Origin of the sequence: Novosphingobium decolorationis, assembly GCF_018417475.1 — a bacterium.
GTDB lineage: Bacteria > Pseudomonadota > Alphaproteobacteria > Sphingomonadales > Sphingomonadaceae > Novosphingobium > Novosphingobium decolorationis.
In genome coordinates this window covers 2,052,535-2,073,349 of record NZ_CP054856.1, presented here as the reverse complement: position 1 = coordinate 2,073,349, position 20,815 = coordinate 2,052,535, and the positions used below count along the sequence as shown (strand labels likewise).

General features: G+C 68.0%; 16 protein-coding genes. 8 read left to right on the top strand and 8 right to left on the bottom strand.

The genetic code is table 11. The features are described from left to right. Positions 1-38: 38 nt before the first annotated feature. The 3 genes from HT578_RS09560 to HT578_RS09550 form a co-directional block, all read right to left on the bottom strand. Positions 39-1,553: a glycoside hydrolase family 27 protein gene (locus HT578_RS09560; RefSeq protein ID WP_239026574.1), complete on the bottom strand. Its 1,515-nt coding sequence runs from the start codon at positions 1,551-1,553 to the stop codon at positions 39-41. 70 nt (positions 1,554-1,623) lie between these two features. After that, positions 1,624-3,045, bottom strand: a complete 1,422-nt coding sequence (locus tag HT578_RS09555; RefSeq protein WP_213503752.1) for an amino acid permease — start codon at positions 3,043-3,045, stop codon at positions 1,624-1,626. A 24-nt stretch (positions 3,046-3,069) separates the two neighbouring features. After that, positions 3,070-3,726, bottom strand: coding sequence for a GntR family transcriptional regulator (locus tag HT578_RS09550; RefSeq protein WP_039390751.1), 657 nt, complete (start codon positions 3,724-3,726; stop codon positions 3,070-3,072). A gap of 219 nt (positions 3,727-3,945) precedes the next feature. On the opposite strand from HT578_RS09550, the gene HT578_RS09545 reads away from it, so the two are divergent. The 5 genes from HT578_RS09545 to HT578_RS09525 all read left to right on the top strand — a co-directional run bounded on the left by HT578_RS09545 (position 3,946) and on the right by HT578_RS09525 (position 10,266). Next, entirely contained in the window at positions 3,946-5,166 is a 1,221-nt protein-coding gene (locus HT578_RS09545; protein ID WP_213503751.1) for an NAD(P)/FAD-dependent oxidoreductase, read from the top strand. 63 nt (positions 5,167-5,229) lie between these two features. Next, a complete protein-coding gene (locus HT578_RS09540) occupies positions 5,230-7,998 on the top strand; it encodes a DUF5695 domain-containing protein (RefSeq protein WP_213503750.1) in 2,769 nt (922 codons plus the stop codon). A gap of 118 nt (positions 7,999-8,116) precedes the next feature. Next, positions 8,117-8,896 (top strand): SDR family NAD(P)-dependent oxidoreductase, encoded by a 780-nt coding sequence (locus tag HT578_RS09535; RefSeq protein ID WP_213503749.1) that lies wholly within the window; start codon positions 8,117-8,119, stop codon positions 8,894-8,896. A 133-nt stretch (positions 8,897-9,029) separates the two neighbouring features. Continuing rightward, positions 9,030-9,419: a protocatechuate 4,5-dioxygenase subunit alpha gene (locus HT578_RS09530; RefSeq protein WP_213503748.1), complete on the top strand. Its 390-nt coding sequence runs from the start codon at positions 9,030-9,032 to the stop codon at positions 9,417-9,419. Positions 9,420-9,423: 4 nt separating this feature from the next. Beyond that, on the top strand, positions 9,424-10,266 hold the full coding sequence (locus HT578_RS09525) for a class III extradiol dioxygenase family protein (protein ID WP_039390755.1): 843 nt from the start codon (positions 9,424-9,426) through the stop codon (positions 10,264-10,266). A gap of 75 nt (positions 10,267-10,341) precedes the next feature. On the opposite strand, the gene HT578_RS09520 is transcribed toward HT578_RS09525, so the two are convergent. Continuing rightward, a complete protein-coding gene (locus HT578_RS09520; RefSeq protein ID WP_213503747.1) occupies positions 10,342-11,151 on the bottom strand; it encodes an SDR family NAD(P)-dependent oxidoreductase in 810 nt (269 codons plus the stop codon). Between the two features lie 547 nt (positions 11,152-11,698). On the opposite strand from HT578_RS09520, the gene HT578_RS09515 reads away from it, so the two are divergent. Then, the gene (locus HT578_RS09515) at positions 11,699-14,074 is read left to right on the top strand and encodes a TonB-dependent receptor (RefSeq protein ID WP_213503746.1); all 2,376 of its coding nucleotides are present in this window, start codon (positions 11,699-11,701) and stop codon (positions 14,072-14,074) included. A gap of 114 nt (positions 14,075-14,188) precedes the next feature. Here HT578_RS09515 and HT578_RS09510 read toward each other — a convergent pair whose 3' ends face one another. The 4 genes from HT578_RS09510 to HT578_RS09495 all read right to left on the bottom strand — a co-directional run bounded on the left by HT578_RS09510 (position 14,189) and on the right by HT578_RS09495 (position 19,548). After that, the gene (locus HT578_RS09510) at positions 14,189-16,369 is read right to left on the bottom strand and encodes a xanthine dehydrogenase family protein molybdopterin-binding subunit (RefSeq protein WP_213503745.1); all 2,181 of its coding nucleotides are present in this window, start codon (positions 16,367-16,369) and stop codon (positions 14,189-14,191) included. Then, positions 16,369-17,184 carry an alpha/beta fold hydrolase gene (locus HT578_RS09505; protein ID WP_213503744.1) on the bottom strand — a complete coding sequence of 272 codons (816 nt, stop codon included), beginning with the start codon at positions 17,182-17,184 and terminating at the stop codon, positions 16,369-16,371. The genes HT578_RS09510 and HT578_RS09505 overlap by 1 nt, the downstream gene beginning before the upstream one ends. Then, entirely contained in the window at positions 17,184-18,581 is a 1,398-nt protein-coding gene (locus HT578_RS09500; RefSeq protein WP_213503743.1) for an FAD-dependent oxidoreductase, read from the bottom strand. Before HT578_RS09500 ends, HT578_RS09505 begins: the two co-directional genes overlap by 1 nt. Positions 18,582-18,750: 169 nt before the next feature. After that, a complete protein-coding gene (locus HT578_RS09495) occupies positions 18,751-19,548 on the bottom strand; it encodes a helix-turn-helix domain-containing protein (RefSeq protein WP_213503742.1) in 798 nt (265 codons plus the stop codon). A gap of 183 nt (positions 19,549-19,731) precedes the next feature. Here HT578_RS09495 and HT578_RS09490 point away from each other — a divergent pair, with 183 nt between their 5' ends. After that, on the top strand, positions 19,732-20,022 hold the full coding sequence (locus tag HT578_RS09490; protein ID WP_213503741.1) for a hypothetical protein: 291 nt from the start codon (positions 19,732-19,734) through the stop codon (positions 20,020-20,022). Next, positions 20,019-20,798, top strand: a complete 780-nt coding sequence (locus HT578_RS09485) for a maleate cis-trans isomerase family protein (RefSeq protein WP_213503740.1) — start codon at positions 20,019-20,021, stop codon at positions 20,796-20,798. The genes HT578_RS09490 and HT578_RS09485 overlap by 4 nt, the downstream gene beginning before the upstream one ends. Positions 20,799-20,815 lie beyond the last annotated feature (17 nt).

Here is a 20,815-nt window from a genome sequence, read left to right as displayed (position 1 = left end):
GGCCACGAGGGGGCGGGCGGCCCGCCCCCTCGTGGCGCTTACGCGGTGACGCGCAGCATCACTACGCCGTGCGCGGGGACTTCGTAGCTTCCCGCAAGGCCCGACGTGACCGCGCCCGACCACAGATCCTCGACCTTCGACACGCTCGCCAGGCCCGCATCGCCCGCGCTCATCGTCGCGGTGATCGGCGCCTCGGCGCGGTTGAAGAGGGCCAGCGCCACCGACCCGTCGGCGAGCGGCTTGGCCCAGACTTCGGTCGTACCCTCGGTGCGCACGGCCTGGCCCTGGATGCCGCGCGTGTCCTGATCGACCGCAATGACGCGGCGGTTGGCGAGGATCGCCAGCATGTCTGCGCTCGTCTCGCGCAGGTCATGGCCCATCATCAGCGGGGCGGCCGACATGGCCCAGAGCGACATGTGCGTGCGGTATTCGTCCGCGCTCATCCCGCCGTTGCCGATTTCCAGCATGTCGGGGTCGTTCCAGCCGTGGGGGCCGGCGTGCTCGGGCTTGCCGTTGTGATCGAAGCCGATTTCGGCCATCGTCTTGTAGTCGTCGGTGATGTCGCCGGTCGTGCGCCACAGTTCGCCACCGACATCGCGGCCCCAGCTGCCGACCTCGAAGCGGCCGTACTCGCACAGCGAGAAGAGGATGTCGCGGCCCGTCTCGCGCAGCGCCTTGCCCATCTCGTAGTAGCTGCGCACCACGGTGTCGCGGTCGTTGTAGAACCACTCGCCCGAGCACAGGTCGTACTTGAGGTAATCGAAGCCCCAGTCGGCAAAGGTCTGCGCGTCCTGCTTCACGTGGCCGTAGCTGCCCTCGTAACCCGCGCAGGTCTTGGGCCCTTGCGAGGAGTAGATGCCGATCTTGAGGCCGCGCGCGTGGACGTAGTCGGTCAGCGCCTTCATGTCGGGGAACTTGGCGTTGGGCTGCAGCGCGCCACTGGCATCGCGCGTGCCCTGCCAGCCATCGTCGATGTTGATGTAGGTGTAGCCAGCGTCGCGCAGGCCGGTCGCGACCATGGCGTCGGCCATCGCGCGCACCGTGGCATCGTCGATGTGCTCGTCGAACTTGTTCCAGCTCGACCAGCCCATCGGCGGGGTGGGGGCCAGCGTGCCGGGGATCGGCGCGCCCATCTCGGGCAGTTCGGTGAACGCGAAGGCGCGCGCCTTCGCGTCCTTCGCGGTGCCCTTGTGGCCGGTCTCGTCGATCTCGCTGAACCAGATCTGGCCGGTCAGCTGGACCTTTCCGTCCGCCATGGCGACGTGCCAGGTGCGGGTTGGGTGGTCCCAGTCGTTGATGTTGGTGGCCTCGAAGGTGAGCGTGCCATCTTCGAGGCGCGCGTTTTGCATCGTGACCGGGCCATACCACTGGGTGGTGACTTCGCCCTCGATGGCATCGCCCTTGGAGCGCACCTCCATCATGGTGACGCCGGGGCGGTCGGGGGCCTCGTCGAACAGCCAGACGCCGTCAAACGGGGTCTTGGCCTGCGCGGCGGGCGCAAAGGGAAGGGCCACGGCGGCAAGCGCGGCGGCAATCACGGCGGAACGTGACACGGGAGGTCTCCTCAGGGTTCGTGGATGGCGGGGGCAGGACGCGCCGATGCGTCCTGCCCGGTATGCAGGGTCAGGCGCGCTGGGCGGCCAGATCGCGCCCGGCGCTGCTGCGCGGGCGGCTGTAGAGGCAGTAGAAGATCAGCCCGGCAACGTTCCAGATCGCAAAGCGGATGAGCGTGTCGGTGGGCAGGCTGAAGAGCAGGTAGGCGCAGCCCGCAATGGCGAGCGTGCCGACAAGGTAGGGCTGCGGGCAGCGGAACAGGCGCGGCAGCGCGGGCTCGCGGCGGCGCATGATCATGAGGCACGCGCCGACCGCGATGAAGGCGATGAGCGTGCCCGCGTTCGCCATCTCGGCGATCTTGTCGAGCGGGAAGATCCCCGCAACCAGCGCGATGGACACACCGGTCATCAGCGTGATGCGCGTGGGCGCACCGGTCTTCGGGTTGATCCGGGCAAGCGCGCGCGGCAGCAGCCCGTCGCGCGCCATGACGAAGAACACGCGGCTCTGCCCGTACATCATCACCAGGATGACGGAGGGCAGCGCAATGATCGCGGCGAGCGCGATGACGTGCGCGGCAAAGGGCTGGTCGAGCGCGCGCAGCACCAGCGCGAGCGGCTCGGCGCTGTGGCCCAGTTCCTGGAACGGGAGCGCGCCCACGGCGGCAAAGGCCACCGCCATGTAGATCACCGTGCACACCAGCATCGAGCCGATGATGCCGATGGTAAGGTCGCGGCCCGGGTTCTTGGCTTCCTCGGCCGAGGTGGCCACCGCATCGAAGCCGTAGAAGGCAAAGAAGACGATGGCCGCGGCCGCCATGACCCCGCGCTTGGCACCGCCGATCTCGCTGCTGCCAAAGCCATAGGGCATGAAGGGCTGGAGATTGTCGGCCTGGAAGGCGGGAAGGGCGATCGCGACGAAGACGCTGAGCGCGGCAAGCTTGATGATGACGAGTATGATGTTGAGCGTCGCGCTCTCGCGCGTGCCCCCGATCAGCATGCCCATGATGGCAAGCGCAACCAGGACGGCGGGCAGGTTGATGAGGCCGCCGGTGAACGGGCCTGTCAGCAGCATCTCGGCCAGCGGCACGCCCGCCGACTGGATCCAGCCGACCAGATAGCCCGACCAGCCCACCGCCACGGTCGAGCAGGCGAGCGAGTATTCCAGGATCAGGCTCCAGCCCACGATCCAGGCGACGGTCTCGCCCATGGCCGCGTAGCTGAAGGTATAGGCGCTGCCCGCCGCCGGGATCAGCGTGGCCATCTCGGCATAGGCGAGCGCCGCGCAGGCGCAGACCGCGCCCGCAATGGCGAAGGCCAGGATCACTGCGGGACCTGCACGCTCGGCGCCCACGCCTGTCAGCGTGTAGATACCCGTGCCGACGATGGCGCCGACCCCCAGGGCCACGAGGTGCGGCCAGCTCAGGGTCTTGGCAAGGCTATGCCCGGTTTCGCGGTGAGCGAGAGATTCGAGTGTCTTTCTCGGTCCGAGCATGCAGTCCCCTTGCTGTGCAGTGCGTCAGCCGGTCAGGCTGACGGCGAAATGGGCCCGAAGGTCTTCGAGCGTGTTGGCGATGTGATGGGTCAGCTGGGCGCGCACGGCGTCCTCGTCGCGCGCGAGCCAGGCGTCGAGCAGCCCCTTGTGCTCGGTGTGCGCGCGGTTGCCGCGTCCGGCGGGCTCCAGGTGGGCAATGACGTAGCGCTCGGCGAGCACTTCGAGGCGCTCGACCAGTTGGGTGGTGAGCAGGCGCTGCCCCGGGCGCACCAGCGTCACGTGGAATTCGCGGTTGCGCACGCCCACTTCGCTGAGCGCGGAATTGGCGGCCGTGTCGAGCCGTTCGAACGCGGCGATGGCGGCCTGCTGGTCTTCCTCGGTGGCCATGCGCGCGCCGCGTGCGGCGGCGACGGGCTCGAAGGCGAGGCGCAGCTCGTAGATTTCCTCGGCCTGGTCGCTCGTCATCGGCTGGACGAACCAGCCGCGGTTGGGCTGGCTGGTGAGGAGCCCCTCATGCTCGAGGCGGGCGAGCGCTTCGCGCAGCGGGATCTTGCTGACCCCCAGCTCCTTGGCGAGCGCGTCCTGCCGGACCGGCTCCATGACCGAAAGCTTGCCTTCGATGATCCGCTCGCGGATGACTTCGAAAATCCGCTCTGCCAGTGTCCGAACTACAATTGTCACGACTCAAATCTCCAGGAATGCATCACGCCCGCAGGGCGCATGCGACAACCGTATAACGTAGACGGTTGTTCCGGTTCCCGCAAATGAACCTTTGGGCAGGGCTCCACCCTGGCCAGGCCGAGTGTCGGGAAGGGACAATTTGCGGGTCATTGAGTCTTGCTGCCTCGTCGAATTAGATATACCGTATACGAAATAAGTTTGTGGTCAACGGAGTTTTTGATGGGGCACGTGGGGATCATCGGAGGCGGTGTTGTGGGCTTGTCCGCAGGGCTGGCGCTGCTCAAGGCGGGCCACCGCGTCACCCTCCTCGACAACGATCCCGGCGCCGCCGCCCCGTCCTGGGGCAACGCCGGGCACATCGCGGTCGAGCAGGTCGCTCCGCTGGCCTCGATGGAGCAGGTGCGCAGCGTACCGGGGCGTCTGTTCGCCGCAGGCGGCCCGCTCGCGCTGCCCCCGCGTGAGATCGCGACCTGGCTTCCCTTCACCACACGCCTTCTGGGCGCGTCGGGTGCGAAGCGCTTTGCGGCGGGGCGCACGGCGCTCTCCCGGCTGCTGGCCGAGGCGCTTCCCGCCTGGCGCGCGCAAGTGGAGGAGATCGGCGCACCGGACCTGCTGCGCGAAGGTGGGCACCTGGTGACCTGGCTGGATGAACGCGCCGCGCGGGAAGGCACGCGCGATCTTGCGGCGGCGGACACGGGCACCGCCAGTGCCGCACCCGCCTCGGCAGCGGATCTGGCGCGTCTTTCGGCGCTCGGTGCCGCGCACCCTGCAGGCGCCATGCGCTTTACCGGCACCGCGCAGATCGCCGATCTGGATGAACTGCGCGGGGCGCTTCACGCCGCCTTTGCCGCGCGCGGCGGCACGCGGATCGAGGGGGAGGGGCGCCTGGTGCGCGAGGGCCGACGCATCTCCATCGCGGGCGTCGAGTGTGACCAGGTGGTGGTCTGCGCGGGCGTACGCTCGGTCGCGCTGCTGGCGCCTGTCGGCCACAAGGTGCCGATCATCGCTGAGCGGGGCTATCACGTGCGCGCCGACGCGCAGCACTGGCCCGAGGACCTGCCGCCCGTCGTCTACGAGGAGCGCGCGATGATCGTCACGCGCTACCGCACGTGCGTGCAGGCGGCGAGCTTCGTCGAGTTCGCGCGCGCCGATGCCCCCGCCGACCCGCGCAAGTGGGCGCGGCTGGAACGCCACATCGCCGAGCTTGGCCTGCCAATCACCGGGCCGTTCCAGCGCTGGATGGGCGCGCGCCCGACCCTGCCCGACTATCTGCCCGCGATTGGCCGTTCGGACCGCGCGGATAACCTCTACTACGCCTTCGGGCACCAGCACCTGGGGCTGACGCTGGCCGCTGTCACCGGACGGCTCGTGACCGAGATGCTCGATGGTCGCCGCACCAGCCTGCCGCTCGCGCCCTTCGCCCTTTCCCGTTTCGCCTGACCTCTTGCCCACACGTGAAGCGGCGCTCGGCCCGCTCGCGTGGCAGACCTGGATGATGCCCGGATGACTTCCCCCCGTGTCCGTTTCGCCGCTTCTACCGGCTCGCCTACGGCCTCGCGCCGCGCGCTTCTGAAAGGCGGTGTCGGCGCGCTGGCGCTGCCCGCGCTCGCCCCGGCCATCGCCCGCGCGGCCGAGCCGGGCGTGCGCCGCGTCAGCCGCGCATTGGCAGAGGAGGGGGCGGCCTTCGTGACCGGATGCGAGGGTGGCTGCGTCACCAGTCTGCTCGCCGCAGGCCAAGAGGCGCTTGGCGACTTCATTCGCGCCGGCGGACGTCTGGGCGAGGTGCGCGGACGCTTCCGCCTCGGCGGGGGCGAATGGCGCACCTTCGCCACCACGGCGCTGGCGGGCGACGTCGCAGAGGCGACCGCGAACACGCTCGCCACCCGCTATGCGCTGGGCGCGGGCCTGGTCCTTGTCGTACGCTTCGCGCTGGAGGGGGGCGATCTTGCCCTCACGCTCGATCTGGCGAACACGGGCGGCGAGGCGCTCGAACTGGGCGATCTGGCTCTGGGCCTGCCGATCAACGAGCTGCAGGCAAGCGACGGCAAGGACCCGCAGGGGCTCTTGAAGCACAGCTTCATTTCGGGCGCGGGCTCGCACGTGTTCTGGCAGCGCAAGGACAGTGCGACGCCCTGGCTGGCGATGTTCCCGCAGGAGGGCAGCGCGCTCGAATACTGGGAGGGCTTTCGCCGCGAGGGCCCCTGCTACCAGGTCTATTTCCACGCCGCGCGCGCGGTGGACGAGGTGCGCAAGGCCCATTCGCGCTGGCGCCTTCCCGCGACGTCGTTGCACCTTGCCGCAGGCGCGCGCGCGCAGCGCGGTGTGACCTTTGCGCTGGTCGAAGGCTATGCCCAGATGCGCGCCGCGATTGCGGAGCGCGGCCTTGTCGATGTCGAGCTGAGCCCGGGCATGACCGTGCCCACCGATCTTGCGGTCACGCTCTCGCTGGGCTCGCGCATTCCCATCGCCCGGATCGAGGCCGAGCATCCCGGCGACACGCGCATCACCGCGCTGGGGACGCGGGCGGGGCGCCAGCTCTACCGCGTGGAACTTGCACGGCTGGGCGAGAACCACCTGACGCTGGTGCAGGAAAACGGCGCGCGCACGACTCTCGAATTCTTCGCGACCGAACCGGTCGAGACGATGATCGCCAAGCGCGGGGCCTTCATCGCCGCCCACCGCCACACCGATCCCGCCATGTGGTACAACGGGCTTCTCGCCGAATGGAACATGCAGAGCGAGGTGTTGCTGGGCCCCGACAACTACGACCGCATCGGGGGCTGGCGCATCTACGAGGTGACCTGCGATGATCCGGGCCTGTCCAAGCCCGCGTTCCTCGGCGCCAAGCTTGCCGAATACCCGGTCCAGGCCGAGATCGATGCGCTCGACGAGTATATCGCGCACTTCGTCTGGGGCGGTCTCCAGCAGACGACCGAGGAGCCCTGGCCTTACGGCATCTACGGCATCCTCGACTGGAAGCGGAACCGCGAGAGCGAGGACCCCGGCCCCAAGGGGCGCGAGCACCTGTGGCGCACCTACGATTACCCGCACATCGTCGTCATGTACTTCGGGATGTACCGCGCCGCGCGGCTCCATCCGGGCGTCTCGACACGACTTTCGGCCGACGCATACCTTGAACGCGCCTTTGGCACCGCGCGCGCGATGTTCACCGTGCCCGACACGCTGGTCGGCTGGGACGCGAACAATATCGGCTACTACAACGAGATCGTCCTGCCCGAGCTCATCGACGCGCTCGAGGCCGAAGGCAAGGATGTCTGGGCGGGCGAACTGCGCGGCTTCTGGGAGCGCAAGGTGCGCCACTTCGTGGAGGAGGTGGAGGACCTCTTCGTCTCGGAATACGCCTTCGATTCCACCGGCTTTGAATCGACGCAGGCCATGGCCCGCTACGCGCTGGAGCGGCCCGGCACCTTCGCGCCCGAACGCGCCCGCGCCTTTCGCGAGCGCCAGTTTGCCGCCAACCTGTTCTGCCGGGGCTGGCTGGAGCCTTCCTACTATTACCTTGGCAGCGATTACCGCGGGCAGGGCGGCGATGCCTATACGCTGACCTACATGGCGCAGATGGGCGGCTGGGGCGTGCTCGACTACGCGCTCCACGATGCGCCGGACCCCCACGCGCTGCTGCGTCTTGGGCATGCCTCGACGCTGAGCAGCTGGGCGCTGCTCAACAGCGGGACACCCGAAAGCGACCACGGGTACTGGTATCCGGGCAAGGCCAACGACGGCGCGGCGGGCGGCGGGTTCGAGCCCGCGGCGCTGGGGCAGACCTGGCTCGACCAGCCGCACTGGCACGGGTCCTGGTACTATTCGTGCGAGATCGACCTGGGGTTCTGCGGCGCCTTGCGCGCGGCCGCGACGACCCTTGCCGACGATCCGCTGCTGGGGCGTATCGCCCATTGCGGACGCCTTGAGGAGGCAGGGGGGAGCTTGCGCGTGGTCCCGCGCGACGGGGTGCGCCGCCGTTTCCACGTCCGCCTTCAGGACGCGGCGTTCGATCTGCAGCTGGCACCCGGTGTGCGCTTCGCGCGCGAGGAGGCCATCGAAGTAGTGTCCTCGGGCACGCGGTGCCGTGTCGTGCTCGAACACGCGGCGGGCCCCGCGCGCACCAGCCTGCTCACGCTCGGGCGTGGGCGGGAGCAAAGGCGTGGCCTGCGCATCAATGGGGCGGCGCGCGATGTCGATGCGCGCGGACGGGTCGCGCTGGAGATCGCGCAGGGCACCACGCGCACGGTGGTCGACCTCGCCTTCGCCTGAGCGGCGGGAAATTCGCATTCCGGACAGCGGCGCGCGCAAAGCCTGACAGGAAGGGCCTTTTCGGGCTAGGGCGACCGGTGCGCAGCTTTGCCCCCCTGTTGGAATGAGAAGACCCGCCATGACCCCGCCCTCCACGCCGCTTCCTGTGACACCCAGTTTCCGCCTCGACGGGCGCCGCGCGGTGGTGACGGGGGCAGGCCGCGGGATCGGCCTTGCCGCCGCGGCCGCGCTGGCCGAGGCGGGGGCCGAGGTGACTCTGGTGGCGCGCACCGGACGCGAGATCGAGGCCGCCGCCAGCCAGTTGCGCGAGGCGGGCTACCGGGCCGAGGCGGCCCCGCTCGATGTCTCGGACACGGGCGCGGTGCGCGCCTTCTTCGCCGCGCGCGAACCTTTCCATGTCCTCCTCAACAACGCGGGCACCAACCGCCCCAAGCCGATGTGGGAGGCGAGCGAAGATGATTTCGATGCGGTCATGGACCTCAACGTCCGGGCCGCATTCTTCGTCGCGCAGGCCTGCGTGGAGCGGATGATGGCGACGCGCACCAAGGGCAGCCTCATCCACATGGGCTCGCAGATGGGCCATGTGGGCGGCCCCAACCGCGCGCTCTACTGCGCCAGCAAGTGGGCGCTGGAGGGCATGAACAAGGCCTTCGCGCTGGACCTCGCCGTCCACGGCATCCGCTCCAACACGATTGCCCCGACCTTCATCGAAACCCCTCTTACCAAACCCTATTTCGAGGACCCGGCGTTCAAGGCCAGTGTTCTGGAGAAGATCAAGATCGGCCGCATCGGCGCGCCCGAGGACCTGATGGGCGCGGTGCTGTTCCTGGCGGGCGATGCCTCGGCGATGATGACCGGCACGAGCCTTGTCGTGGATGGTGGCTGGACCGCGGAGTAGCCATAAGTTCAGGCTAAGTATCATCCGATCCCGCGCGTCTAGCAAGGCGCTTGATCGCGATCAAGAACGGGGCTTTCCCGCGCGCCTATCCTCGTTTCCGATCTAACAGGACCGGATAAAGAGGATAGCCCGAATGACCCTAGCACCCGATACCCCGCCGCCGCCGGGCGACAGCGCGCCGATCTTCGGCACGCATCTGTTCGATGGCTGCGCGGCGGCCAAGGGCTACGCGCTCAACGCCATGTGCTTCTCCTTCAACGAGGCGGCCAACCGCGAGGCCTTCCTCGCCGACGAGGACGCCTATTGCCAGCGCTATGGTCTGAGCTCCGAGCAACTCGCCGCGGTGCGCGCGCGCAATGTCCTCGCCATGATCGAGGCGGGCGGCAACATCTACTACCTTGCCAAGCTGGCGGGCATCTTCGGCCTCAACGTGCAGGATGTGGGCGCGCAGCAGACCGGCATGAGCGTGGACGAATTCAAGGCGATGCTGCTCGCGCAGGGTCGCAAGGCCGGGGAGGACTGAGACCATGGCGCGGATCATCGGAGGTTATTTCACCAGCCACGTGCCCGCCATCGGCGGCGCCATCGTGCGCGGCGACCAGGAAGAGCCCTACTGGAAGCCCTTCTTCGACGGCTTCCCGCCCGTGCGCGAATGGCTGGAGGCCGAGCGGCCCGACGTGGCGGTGTGCTTCTACAACGACCACGGCCTCAACTTCTTCCTCGACAAGATGCCGACTTTCGCGGTGGGCGCGGCGCACGAATACCGCAACGAGGACGAGGGCTGGGGCCTGCCGCTGTTCAAGTCCTTCGCGGGCCATCCGGACCTCAGCTGGCACATCATCGAGCAGCTGGTGGGCGATGAGTTCGACGTGACGACCTGCCAGTCGATGCTGGTCGACCACGCGCTCTCGATCCCCTTCGAGCTGGCCTATCCCGACGCGCAGGAATGGCCCCTGAAGCTGGTGCCGATCGCGATCAACACGGTGCAGTATCCGCTGCCTTCGGCCAAGCGCTGTCTCGCGCTCGGCCAGGCCGTCCACCGCGCGCTGGCAAGCTGGCAAGGGGCCGAGAAGATCGTGGTGATCGGTACGGGCGGCCTCTCGCACCAGCTGGACGGCGAGCGTGCGGGCTTCGTCAATCCCGACTACGACCGCTTCTGCATGGACAGCCTGGCCGCCAACCCGGAAGCGATCTGCGTCGACAGCACGAAGGAGATCGTGCGCAAGTCGGGCTCGCAAGGGGTGGAGATCCTCAACTGGATCGCGGCGCGCGGCGCGCTGGGCGCGGCGCCTGCGCGCGAGACGCACCGCAACTACCACATCCCGATCTCGAACACGGCGGCGGCGACGATGCTGCTGGAGACTGCCTGACCGGCGTTCGCATGAGACAAAGGCCAGGAGCCCCGCCGAACCTGTCTATCGGCGGGGCTCTCGTGCGTGCCGGCCTCAGCCGCCTGCGGCCAGGAAGGCACGGAACGGGGCGAGGCCGGGGACGTGGCTGGCGCTCCCGCCATCGCAGACCAGCACTTCGCCCGTCACGTTGCGCGCCGCGTCCGAGGCGAGGAACGCCACCGCCTCGGCAATGTCCTCGGGCGCGCCAAGCCGGTCGCGCAGGGTCTCGGCCTCGACAGCTTCCCGAAGGCCTGCGGGGAAGGCTTCGAGCAGCGAGGGCGTGACCGTCATTCCCGGGGCAACCGCGTTGCAGCGCACGCCATGGACGCCGTGGCTTGCCGCGATGGCGCGCGTCATCTGGATGATCGCGGCCTTCGAGGAGGAATAGGCGGCCTGCACGATGTGGCCCTGCAGGGCGAGGTTGGTGACCGTGTTGACGATGTTGCCCTTGCTCGCGCGCAGGTGCGGCAGCGCGGTGCGGCAGGCGATCATGGTGCCGCGCACGTTGATCGCGAAGGTACGGTCCCAGAACGCGGTGTCCATGCTCTCGACATCGGTATCGGCGAGCGCGACGTCGGGGCCGAGCAGCGCGGCGTTGTTGTGCAGTACGTCGAGGCGCCCGAAGTGCGCGAGCGTTTCCTCGACCATGTTCTCGACCGACTGCGGGTCTTCCAGATCGACCTCGAGGGCATGCGCGCCGGGCAGTTCGCGTGCGAGATCTATCGCACGCGCAAAGGCAATGTCGGCAATGACGACCTTTGCCCCGCGCGCGGTCAGAAGGCGCGCGGTCGCGCCGCCGATCCCGCCCGCGCCGCCGGTGACGATGGCGACCTTCCCGTCCATGCGGATTGCGTCCTGGGCCATAGTTCCTCTCCTCTTCCTCAGGTGTTTTCCCCTGCATAGGGATCGGGGCGGGCTGCGAAAGTCGGTACTTTTTCCACCCCCCTGAGGATCAGGCCCGCGTGATGCGGCGAATCGCGGCCTTGCTCCGGGGCGGAGCGCGAGGCGCCAGCGGGTCTCCCTATCCGCGTGGCGGGTAGCCCTATCCGCTCTTCGAACGCCAAGGTTAACGCGCTTTTGCGCGTGCGCTCTGGCGTGCGTTCGCGGACTTTGCCGCGGCGGCACCTGCAAAAGGTGTGCTAAATTATATCGCTTTAGTTCAGATAGATAGAATGGTCCTGAATCCCCGGCCACCCACAAACATTCGTGGCGTGGACATTTTGGGCGTTCGCCGTCGATCCCGCGGACAAAGCCAAGCAGCTTTCACGAGGGCGCCGCCGCGTTTTCGTCCCCGTCCGGTCACGAGGCCGGGCTCGGGGGAGCTTCCGGGCAGAAGGCATGCATGGGGGCATGCCTTCTGCCGGGGAAACGGGGCGGCCCACCGACAACAACGACGACACCAGGGGGAAGCATGAAGATCAGGACCAGGAACACGCTGCTGGCAAGCGCGATGGCGCTGGCGCCGCTCATGATGGCGAGCGGCGGCACGGCATGGGCGCAGGAAGCGCCGACGGCCGCCGAGGACGAGACCGCGACGCGCACGCCGGGCGTCATTACCGTGACCGCGCGCAAGCGCTCGGAAAGCGCGCTCGATGTGCCCGTGGCGATCAGCGCCTATTCGGGCGAGGACCTCAACGCGCTCAACGTGCAGACGGTCGAGGAACTGACCGCGATCACGCCGGGCATGAATCTCAACAACTCGATTGCCGGCTCGGCGCGTTCGGACCGCAGCCAGACCGCGCTCATCATTCGCGGCATGGCGCCCAGCCGTGGCAACCGGACAAGCTCGACGTTCGTCAACGGTGTTCCCATTTCCGATGGCACGGTGACGGGCATCTTCGATTTCGACCATGTCGAAGTGCTCAAGGGCCCGCAGAGCGCCTACTTCGGCCGCCAGACCTTTGCCGGCGCGATCAACATGGTGACCGCGCAGCCGACCGACTACTTCACCGGCTACGTCAGCGCCCTTGGCGGCTCGCGCGACTACCTGGACCTGCGCGGCGCGGTGGGCGGTCCGATCGTGCCGGGCGTGCTCTCGTTCCGGGCGAGCGGGCGCTATTTCACCCGCGACGGGTCGTGGAAGAACAACGCGATGCCCGGTGAGATGCTGGGCGACCAGTCGACCCGCAGCGGCTCGCTCCAGCTGGATTTCACGCCGACCGACAATCTCTCGGTCAAGCTCTTCGGCATGATCGCGCACGACGATGACGGCGCGGGCGCGACCGGCGTGCTGCTGCCCGAGCAGGCCAACTGCGAGATCGGCGGCAATCCCTTCTTCTGCGGGCAGCTGCCCGACCTCTTACCCGGCCAGCCGAGCGCGAACACCCAGATCACGCCGGGTCTCCAGGAGATGTTCGCCAACTATTCGCCGATCATGTCGCAGGACGAGAACATCGACCACTACGGCATGGTGCGCGACAGCAACCATTTCAGCGCGACGGTCGAATACGTCACCGACAGCGGCATCAGCCTGACCAGCATGACCGGGCTCAACCGCAATTCCTGGACCGTTCTCTATCCCATCACGGGCGTCGCCTCGCCCTATGAAAACACCTTCACGAACGACGAGTTCGCGATGGAGAACACCGACTGGCCCTTCACGATCCAGCACCGCCAGAAGGACTTCTCGCAGGAATTCCGGGTCTCCTCCGATCCCGACGCGCGCCTGCGCTGGATGGCGGGCGGCAGCTACCTGTGGGCCAAGGGCTATGAAGGCTACGCGCAGCTCTACTTCTTCAGCGGGCTGTCCTCGGACTTTTCCTCGACCAGCGAGAACGAGACCTGGGGCGGCTTCTTCGGGCTGTCCTATGACCTGACCGACACCATCACGATCGACCTCGACGGGCGCTACCAGTCCGACACGATCATGAGCCGGGACGGCGCGACCGACGTGATCGGCTACGAGAAGACCTACAATAACTTCCTCCCGCGCATCAGCGTGCAGTACAAGCCCAACCCGGACCTCATGCTCTATGCGACCTATTCGCGCGGCGTGAACCCGGGGCTGGGCATCGACCCGCTGCTTTCGGTCCCCCCCGAGTACGCCGCGGACCTCGAAGCGCAGGGCGTCACCCACGGCGTGAAGCCGGAAATCCTCGACAACTTCGAGGCCGGCTTCAAGGGCAGCCTGTTCAATGGCCGCCTGATCTTTGCCGGCGATGTCTACTACGACATCTGGTCCGACAAGATCACCGAGACGACGCTCCTCATCCCGCGGCCCAACGACACGCCGCTCTATGTCTCGGTCTTCACCAACCAGGGCCGCGTCGACCTCAAGGGGCTCGAGCTGGAGATGACCGCGCGTCCGACCGACGAGCTGACGATGTTCCTGGCTGGCGCGATCAACGACAGCACGATCAAGCGCGGCTCGTGCGCCTTCTGCCAGACGATGACCGGCGACGGCGACGCGACGGGCAACCGCCTGCCGTTCACCTCGAAGTACTCGCTGCAGGGCTGGGCGGAATATGCCGTGCCGGTGCCGTCGATGGGCGACTATTCGGTCTATGGCCGGGGTGAGTTCACCTACAAGTCGGGCGTCTACGCCAGCGAAGGCAACTACGCGAAGACCGACGATGCCGCCGTCGTCAACTTCCGCCTGGGCCTGCGCTCGGACGGTCTCAGCTTCGAGGGCTTTGTCACCAACGCCTTCAACAACAAGACCTATACCAGCGTGCAGCCCAACTGGGAGTTGGCGAACCCGGCGCAGAGCTTTGCCACCTACGACACGATGGTGGTGGGCCTGCCCCAGCTGCGCACCTGGGGCTTGCGCGTCCGCTACGACTTCTGATGCGCGAGGGGAGGGGGCTACGGCTCCCTCCCTGGACTGTCCCACGAAAAACCCCGGCGGTGTGCGAACCGCCGGGGTTTTTCGTGGGCGCTGTCGGGGCGGCCGACCGCGAGCTCAGACCGGGCGGTAGGGGAACGACGTCACAGGCTTTGCGCCCATGCGTTCGAGCGCGTTGATGACGGCGGCGCCTGCCAGCAGCGAGCCCGGCTCGCCAATGCCGGTCGGGGGCTCCTGGCTGTCCACGATGGCCACCTCGATCCGGCGCGGCATGTCGTACATGCCCTGGATCGGGTAGTCGTGGAAGTTCGACTGCACGGCCGCGCCGTTCTCGATTGTCAGTTCGCTGACGAAGGTGTTGGAGAGCGCAAAGGCGATGCCGCCCTCGATCTGCGCGCGCACGATGTCCGGGTTGATGGCAAGGCCCAGGTCCACCGCGCACACGATCCTCTCGATGCGGTAGTCCTCGGGCGTGCCGGAGACTTCGGCGATCTGGGCGATGTGGGTCTCATCGGCGAACTGCACCGCGACGCCCCGGGTGATCCCCTCGGGTGCAGGGCTATCCCAGTCCACCATCGCGGCGGCCCGGCGCAGGACCGCGGCGGTACGGGGGCGCTCGGCAAGGAGGCCAAGTCGCAAGGCGACCGGATCGGTCTTCGCCGCGCGGGCAAGGCGCTCGAGGAAGATCTCCTTGGTGGGTGCGGTATGGTTGTTGGCGATGCCCCGGTAGGTCTCCACCGGGATGTCGAGATCGGCGCGCCACCAGTCGAGGCGGCCCGCCGGAAAATCGTACTGCGCAAAGGCATTGCCCAGGATCACGCTGAAACGATGGACCTCGGGGGCGATCTTGAGGAGATGCGGAAACACGCCTTCGCCCCCGATGCCATGCTCGATGGCAGTGGGGCGCCCCGTGGCATCGAGCGCGGCGCGCAGGCGGTGAAGCGCTTGCGGGCGGTAGCGCATGGCGGCCATCTCGTCCTCGCGCGTGCGCATCAGCTTGATCGGCCAGTGCCCCTGCGTCGCCTTGAGGACCTGCGCCAGTTCGCGGATCCAGTCCGAATCCGCGGCCGCGCGCCGCCCGAAGCTGCCGCCTGCGGCAATCGTCTCGAGATGGACCTTCTCGGTGGGCAGGCCCAGGATCTCGGCGGCGGCCTGCTGGTTGATCGTCTGCGACTGGAAACCGGCGCGCAGGTAACATTCCCCGTCTTCGATCCGCCCCATCGAGGTCAGCGGCTCCATCGGCGCGTGGGCGAGGGAGGGGAAGGTGAACTCCGCTTCGAGAACCTGCGCGGCCTTGGCAAAGGCTGCCGCACTGTCGCCGCGCTCCTCGCTGAACTCGGGCTCGGCGCTGTCCATCGCCTCGGAGAGGGTGTCGAGGTAGCCTTGCGAACTGGTGGTGCTGGCCGCGCTTTCGTCCCAGGTGATGTCGAGCGCGTCGCGCGCCTTCATCGCCTGCCAGGTGCCATCCGCGACAACGGCAAGGCTGCCTGGAATTTCAACGACCGCGCGCACTCCGGCCATGGCCATCGCGGCGCTGGCATCGAAGCGCGCGATGCGCGCGCCAAGGCGCGGCGGGCGGGCCAGCAGCGCAACCTTGAGGCCGGGCCAGCCCCCGTCGATGGCGTAGAGCTGGCGCCCGGTCGACTTGGCGCGCGCATCGAGCGCACCCAGCCCGCGCTGGCCGACGAGGCTGTAGGCGTCGCGCGGCTTGGGGCTGGCCTCGGGCACGTCCTGGGCTCCGGCCTCGGCGGCGAGTTCGCCGAAATGGGCGCTGCGCTCTCCAGAGCGAACCACGCCTTGTGCGACCGTGATGTCGGCTGCGGGAACCTGCCAGCGCGCGGCGGCGGCGGCAACCAGCATGGCGCGCGCGTTCGCCCCGGCTTCGCGCAGCTGCAGCCAGCTTTGTGCGATCGAGGTGGAGCCGCCGGTGGTCTGCGCGCCGTAGTCGAGGTGGACATAGTCGGGGAGACGTGCGGGCGCGCCTTCCACGCGGACCTGCTCCCAGTTGGCATCGAGTTCCTCGGCAAGGATCGTGGCGAGCCCCGTCCAGATGCCCTGCCCCATGTCGAGGTGCTTGGCAAAGACGGTGACGGTGCCCTGTGCATCGATGCTCAGGAACGGGCTGGCCAGGTGGGGGGCGTCCGCTGCGCGCCTTGTCGGGGTGTCCGTCGCGGCGCCCCGGGCCAGCTTCGGGGCCATGATGCCGAGCACCAGGGCCGTGGCCGAGAGCGAGACGAACCGGCGGCGATCCAAGCCACCGGAGGCTCGGGGCAAGGAGGTGTCCGGTTCGTGTCGCATCAGGTGAGGAACTCCGTCAGGGTCTTCGTCCAGGCTTCGGGCTGCTGGTCGATGATATCGACGCCGCCGCCCTCCAATTCGGCGTAGGCCATGTCCGGGCGCAGGGCGCGGGCGCGCTGGGCGTGTGCGTAGATCTGGTCGCCGGTGTTGGTGAGGATCAGCGTGGGGCAGGCAAGGCGCGGCAGGCTGTCCTCGTGGCGGTACTGGAAGCCGGCGTTGTGCCCGTACCAGAACGGCGAGGGGGCCCCCAGAGCCTGAAGGACGTAGCTGTTGACGGTCTCGAGAGGAAGGCTGCCTGCCACGAGGCGTTCGCGGATCGCGGTGAACTCGGCGAAATGCTGGCCGCCGGGCTTGGGGACGATTTCCTTTTCGCGCAGATGCTTGTCGGCGAAGAAGGCGCTGCGCTCGGCGTCGGTCAGCGGCATCGGGCCGTTGAGGACCAGGCGCTGGACCCGTTCGGGCAGGGCCAGCGCCACTTCGGTCGCGACCATCGCGCCGGTGTGGTGCCCGGCCATGTCGAAGCGCTCGAGCCCGAGCGCGTCGATGGCTGCGACGATGCTGGCCGCAAGGTCCTCGACGCGCGGCGGGAAGGGCGGGCAGTCCGAGTTGCCAAAGCCGGGCAGGTCGATGCCGATGGCATCGAAGCCCGCCTCGGCGAGGAGGCCATAGACCGCTGTGAACTGGCGGCTGTCCATCGCCGCCTGGTGCACCAGCACGAGCGGGCGGCCCGTGCCGGTACGGCGGTAGTGGATCTGCCCGAAGGGGCCGTCGACATAGCCCCGGCGCGGAGGGCTGGCGGTGCTGCCCGCAGCCATCAGGCGAGCAGCGTCTGGCCGAGCTTGCGCCCGAAGGTGACCGCGCTCGAGACGATGGCGCCGCTCAGGAACGAGTGGCCGAGGAAACCAATGCCGATGGCCTCGCCCGCAGCGTAGAGGCCCTCAATGGCCTCGCCGTTCGCGCCGGTGACGCGCAGGTCATGGTCGACCTGGATGCCCGGGTAGCAGGTGATCGAATAGCCGTAGTGGCGCACCGCGTAGAACGGGCCATTTGCGATCGGGGCGGGCAGGTGCTGGCGCTTGAACATGTCCGAGCCGACCTTCTGGCCGCGGTTGTAGGTGTCGATGGTCTGGGTGAAGGTGCCGACGGGCAGCTTGCAGCGCGTGGCGAGTTCTTCCAGGCTATCGGCGCGCACGTAGTCTTCGTCAAAGCCTTCGAAGAGCTGTTCGAGCTTTTCCGGTTCCCACTTGAAGAGCGGCGGTGCCTCACTGCGGATGGCCTCGTCGTAGATCACCCAGAACGACCAGTCGGACTGGCGCATGATGGCGCGTTCGCGCGAATCGATGATGGGCTCGTCCTCGGGCATGAAGCGCTCGCCCTCGGCGTTGACGTAGACTTCCCAGGGCTGGCGCACGCTGGGCACGATCACCGTGTGGACCCAGGCGGCCGCCGGAGCGCCGAGGTCGCGCGTGCCGCCAAAGGACGGGAGCAGGGTGTCCTCGAACCAGCTCGTGCCGCCCGCCTTGCGCGCCAGCTTGAGGCCGTCGCCGACCACGGTGTCGATGTGGTAGCGCAGCGGCACCACGCCGTGGATCTCCTGCCACAGCTCCTTGCTGCCGCCAAAGCCGCCGGTGGTGAGCACCACGGCCCTGGCTTTGAGGCGAATTTCCTCGCCCTTGTGAGTGGCGACAACGCCCCTGGCGACGCCGTCCTCGACGATCACGTCCTCGACCCGGGTTTCGAGGAAGAGTTCCAGGTTCCCGGCCGCAATGGCGGGCGCAATCGCGTTGCGGTAGGCCCTGATGAGCGAGAAGCCCTGCTCGGTGCTGCGGTAGGTGCGCGGCGTCGTGTAGAGATCATGCTCGGGCGCGAAGACGGGCTCGAAGGGGGTGCAGGTCCAGCCCGATTCCAGCAGCCAGTCGATGGCTTCGGGCGCGCGCTCGATCCAGTCGCGCAGCAGCACGTGGTCGCCCGTGCCGTGGTTGATGCGCATGGCGTCGGCAAAGTGGGTGTCGGCATCGTCGGCCACGCCCGCGGCGCGCTGCATCGCCGTGCCCGCCGCGCTGATCGAGCCGCCCGAGAGGACCAGCGTGCCGCCGATGTCATCCGCAGCCTCCACCAGCGCGACCTTGAGCCCGCGCGCGGCGGCCGCGGCCGCTGCAGGAACGCCGGCCGTGCCTGCCCCGACCACGATGATATCGAACCCGTCCGTCATGTTGTCTCCGCTTCTCGAGCCTGGATCTGGTGCCTTGTTGGCTTGGAGCAAAGACTGACGTGGCCGGTGCCCGGCGGCGAGCCGTGAGACCTCGATGATCGCGCCGCGAACATTTTTTCGTCCGGGTCCTCGGCCCGGCCCGGATGGAAGTGGGGCGGGAGGGAGCCGATCAGGCGGCGCCTGCGGGCACGCTGCGACCCATGTCCTCGCCAATGCGCCGCGCGGTCTGGAGCACCGGGTCGAGGTACTTGGCCAGCGCATCCTCGAGTGTCATGGCCGTGGCGAAGAACACCAGCGTCAGCGTGCCGAGCAGGTTCTCGCCCTCGAAGATGGGCACCGCGAAGGAGGATGTGCGCCCCGGATTGGCCGAATAGGCGGTGCGCGAGATCGCGACATAGCCCTGCTTGCGGATCTTCTCGGCCTCGCCGCTGCTCTCGAAGACGCGCAGCATCTGCACGTCGCCTTCCGAGCCGGTCGCTTCCACGTGGCGGATCAGCGAGGCGCGCGAATCGGGCGTGGCGTGCGCCAGATAGGCCCGCCCCGAGGCCGACTGGATCAGCGGCACCTGCCAGCCGGGGTAATAGTGGTTGAAGGTCAGCGGGGTCTGGGTGCTGGTGGAATCGCGCACGACCATCATGTTGCCCATGCGGGTGACCACGCTGATCGGCCAGTGGACGATGCCGGTCAGTGCCTCGATGTGCGGGCGCGCGGCGGTGACGAGCGCGTCGTGGCCCTGGAAGCCGTAGGACAGCGCCTGGACGAGCGGGGTCGGGCGGTAGCGCTTGCGCGAGGGTTCGCGCTCCACCACGCCCTCCTCCACGAGCGCGCGCACGAGCCGCAGCACGGTGGGATAGGGCAGGTCCACCGCTCGTTGGATCTCGGAGAGACTGGGCGAGCCCTTCAGATTGATGACGCGCAGGATTTCCAGCGCGCGTCCAATCACGCGTATCGATGAATCGGCGGTCAATAGCTTCTCGGTTTTCAGGTTTTATTGTTCTGGAATGGAGGACATCTTGTCGTGTTTCGGGCGAGACATGCAAGCCGAATTGTTCATTTCACGAACATCGCATTCCCCGAAGCTGGCATCACGCAGGCCCGGCCCGCATCCCCGGGGCTCGAAAAGCGAGATACGCCACGACAGGGGATGTGCGTGCGGGCGACCGAAGTTCTGATGGCCGACGTCTTCGCGCGGATCGTGCCCGGTACGCCCGTGGTGACGACCTTCCGCAAGATCTACCGCGGGCACCAGCGTGTCGTCTCGCTCTTCGACCGCCAGCGCCGCGGGATCACCAAGGCCTTCATGGAGCACGCTCCGGGAGAGGCCCACGCCGCCCGCCTCGCACGCATGGCCGGGATCGCCAACGATCCGGGCAGGCGCCGCGAATACCTTCTGAAACAGGCCATGGTCCAAAGTCTGGCCGACGCGGAGAAAATTGCATGAGCATCGATACTGTACCCGGACGCGTGAACCGCGACCAGCTGGGCTTCCGCCGCAAGTTCGGCGTCCTGGGCCCTTCGACCAACACCAGCGTCCAGCCCGATTTCGACGACCTGCGCGTGCCCGGGGTCACCAACCACTACAGCCGCATCGTCGTCGACAACGCCAAGGCGGTCTCCAACGAGACCTTCATGGCGGGCGCCTGGGAGATCAGCGATAACACCGTGGACGCGGTCAAGGGCGTGCTCACCTGCGCACCCGACTACCTCGTCATGGGCATGTCGGCGGTGACCTTCTTCGGCGGCGCGGAAGGGGCCGACACGTGGCGCCGCAACGTCGAGGAGATTTCGGGGCTGGGCGTTTCGACCGGCGCGGATTCGGTCGTCGCCGCGCTCAAGGCCTATGGGCCGGGGATCAGGAAGGTCGCGTTCTTCTCGCCCTACTTCCCGACCGCCAATGCCGAAGTGAAGAACTTCCTGGCCGACCACGGCTACGAGACGGTGCGCGACATCGCGCTGCAGTGCCCGTCCTGGCTCGCCATCGCCGAAGTCGAGGAGCGCCGCACCATCGACACCTTCAAGGCGCTCGACGGCGATGACGTGGACGCGCTGATCCAGGTGGGCACCAACATCTCGGGCATCCGCGCGGCGGCGGCGGCCGAGCTGTACCTGGGCAAGCCGGTCATCGCGATCAACACCGCAACCTACTGGCACGCGCTGCGCGCCAATGGCATCCAGGACCGCCTGATGGGCTTTGGCCGCCTGATGAGCGAATTCTGATCGCCCTCGGCGAGGCC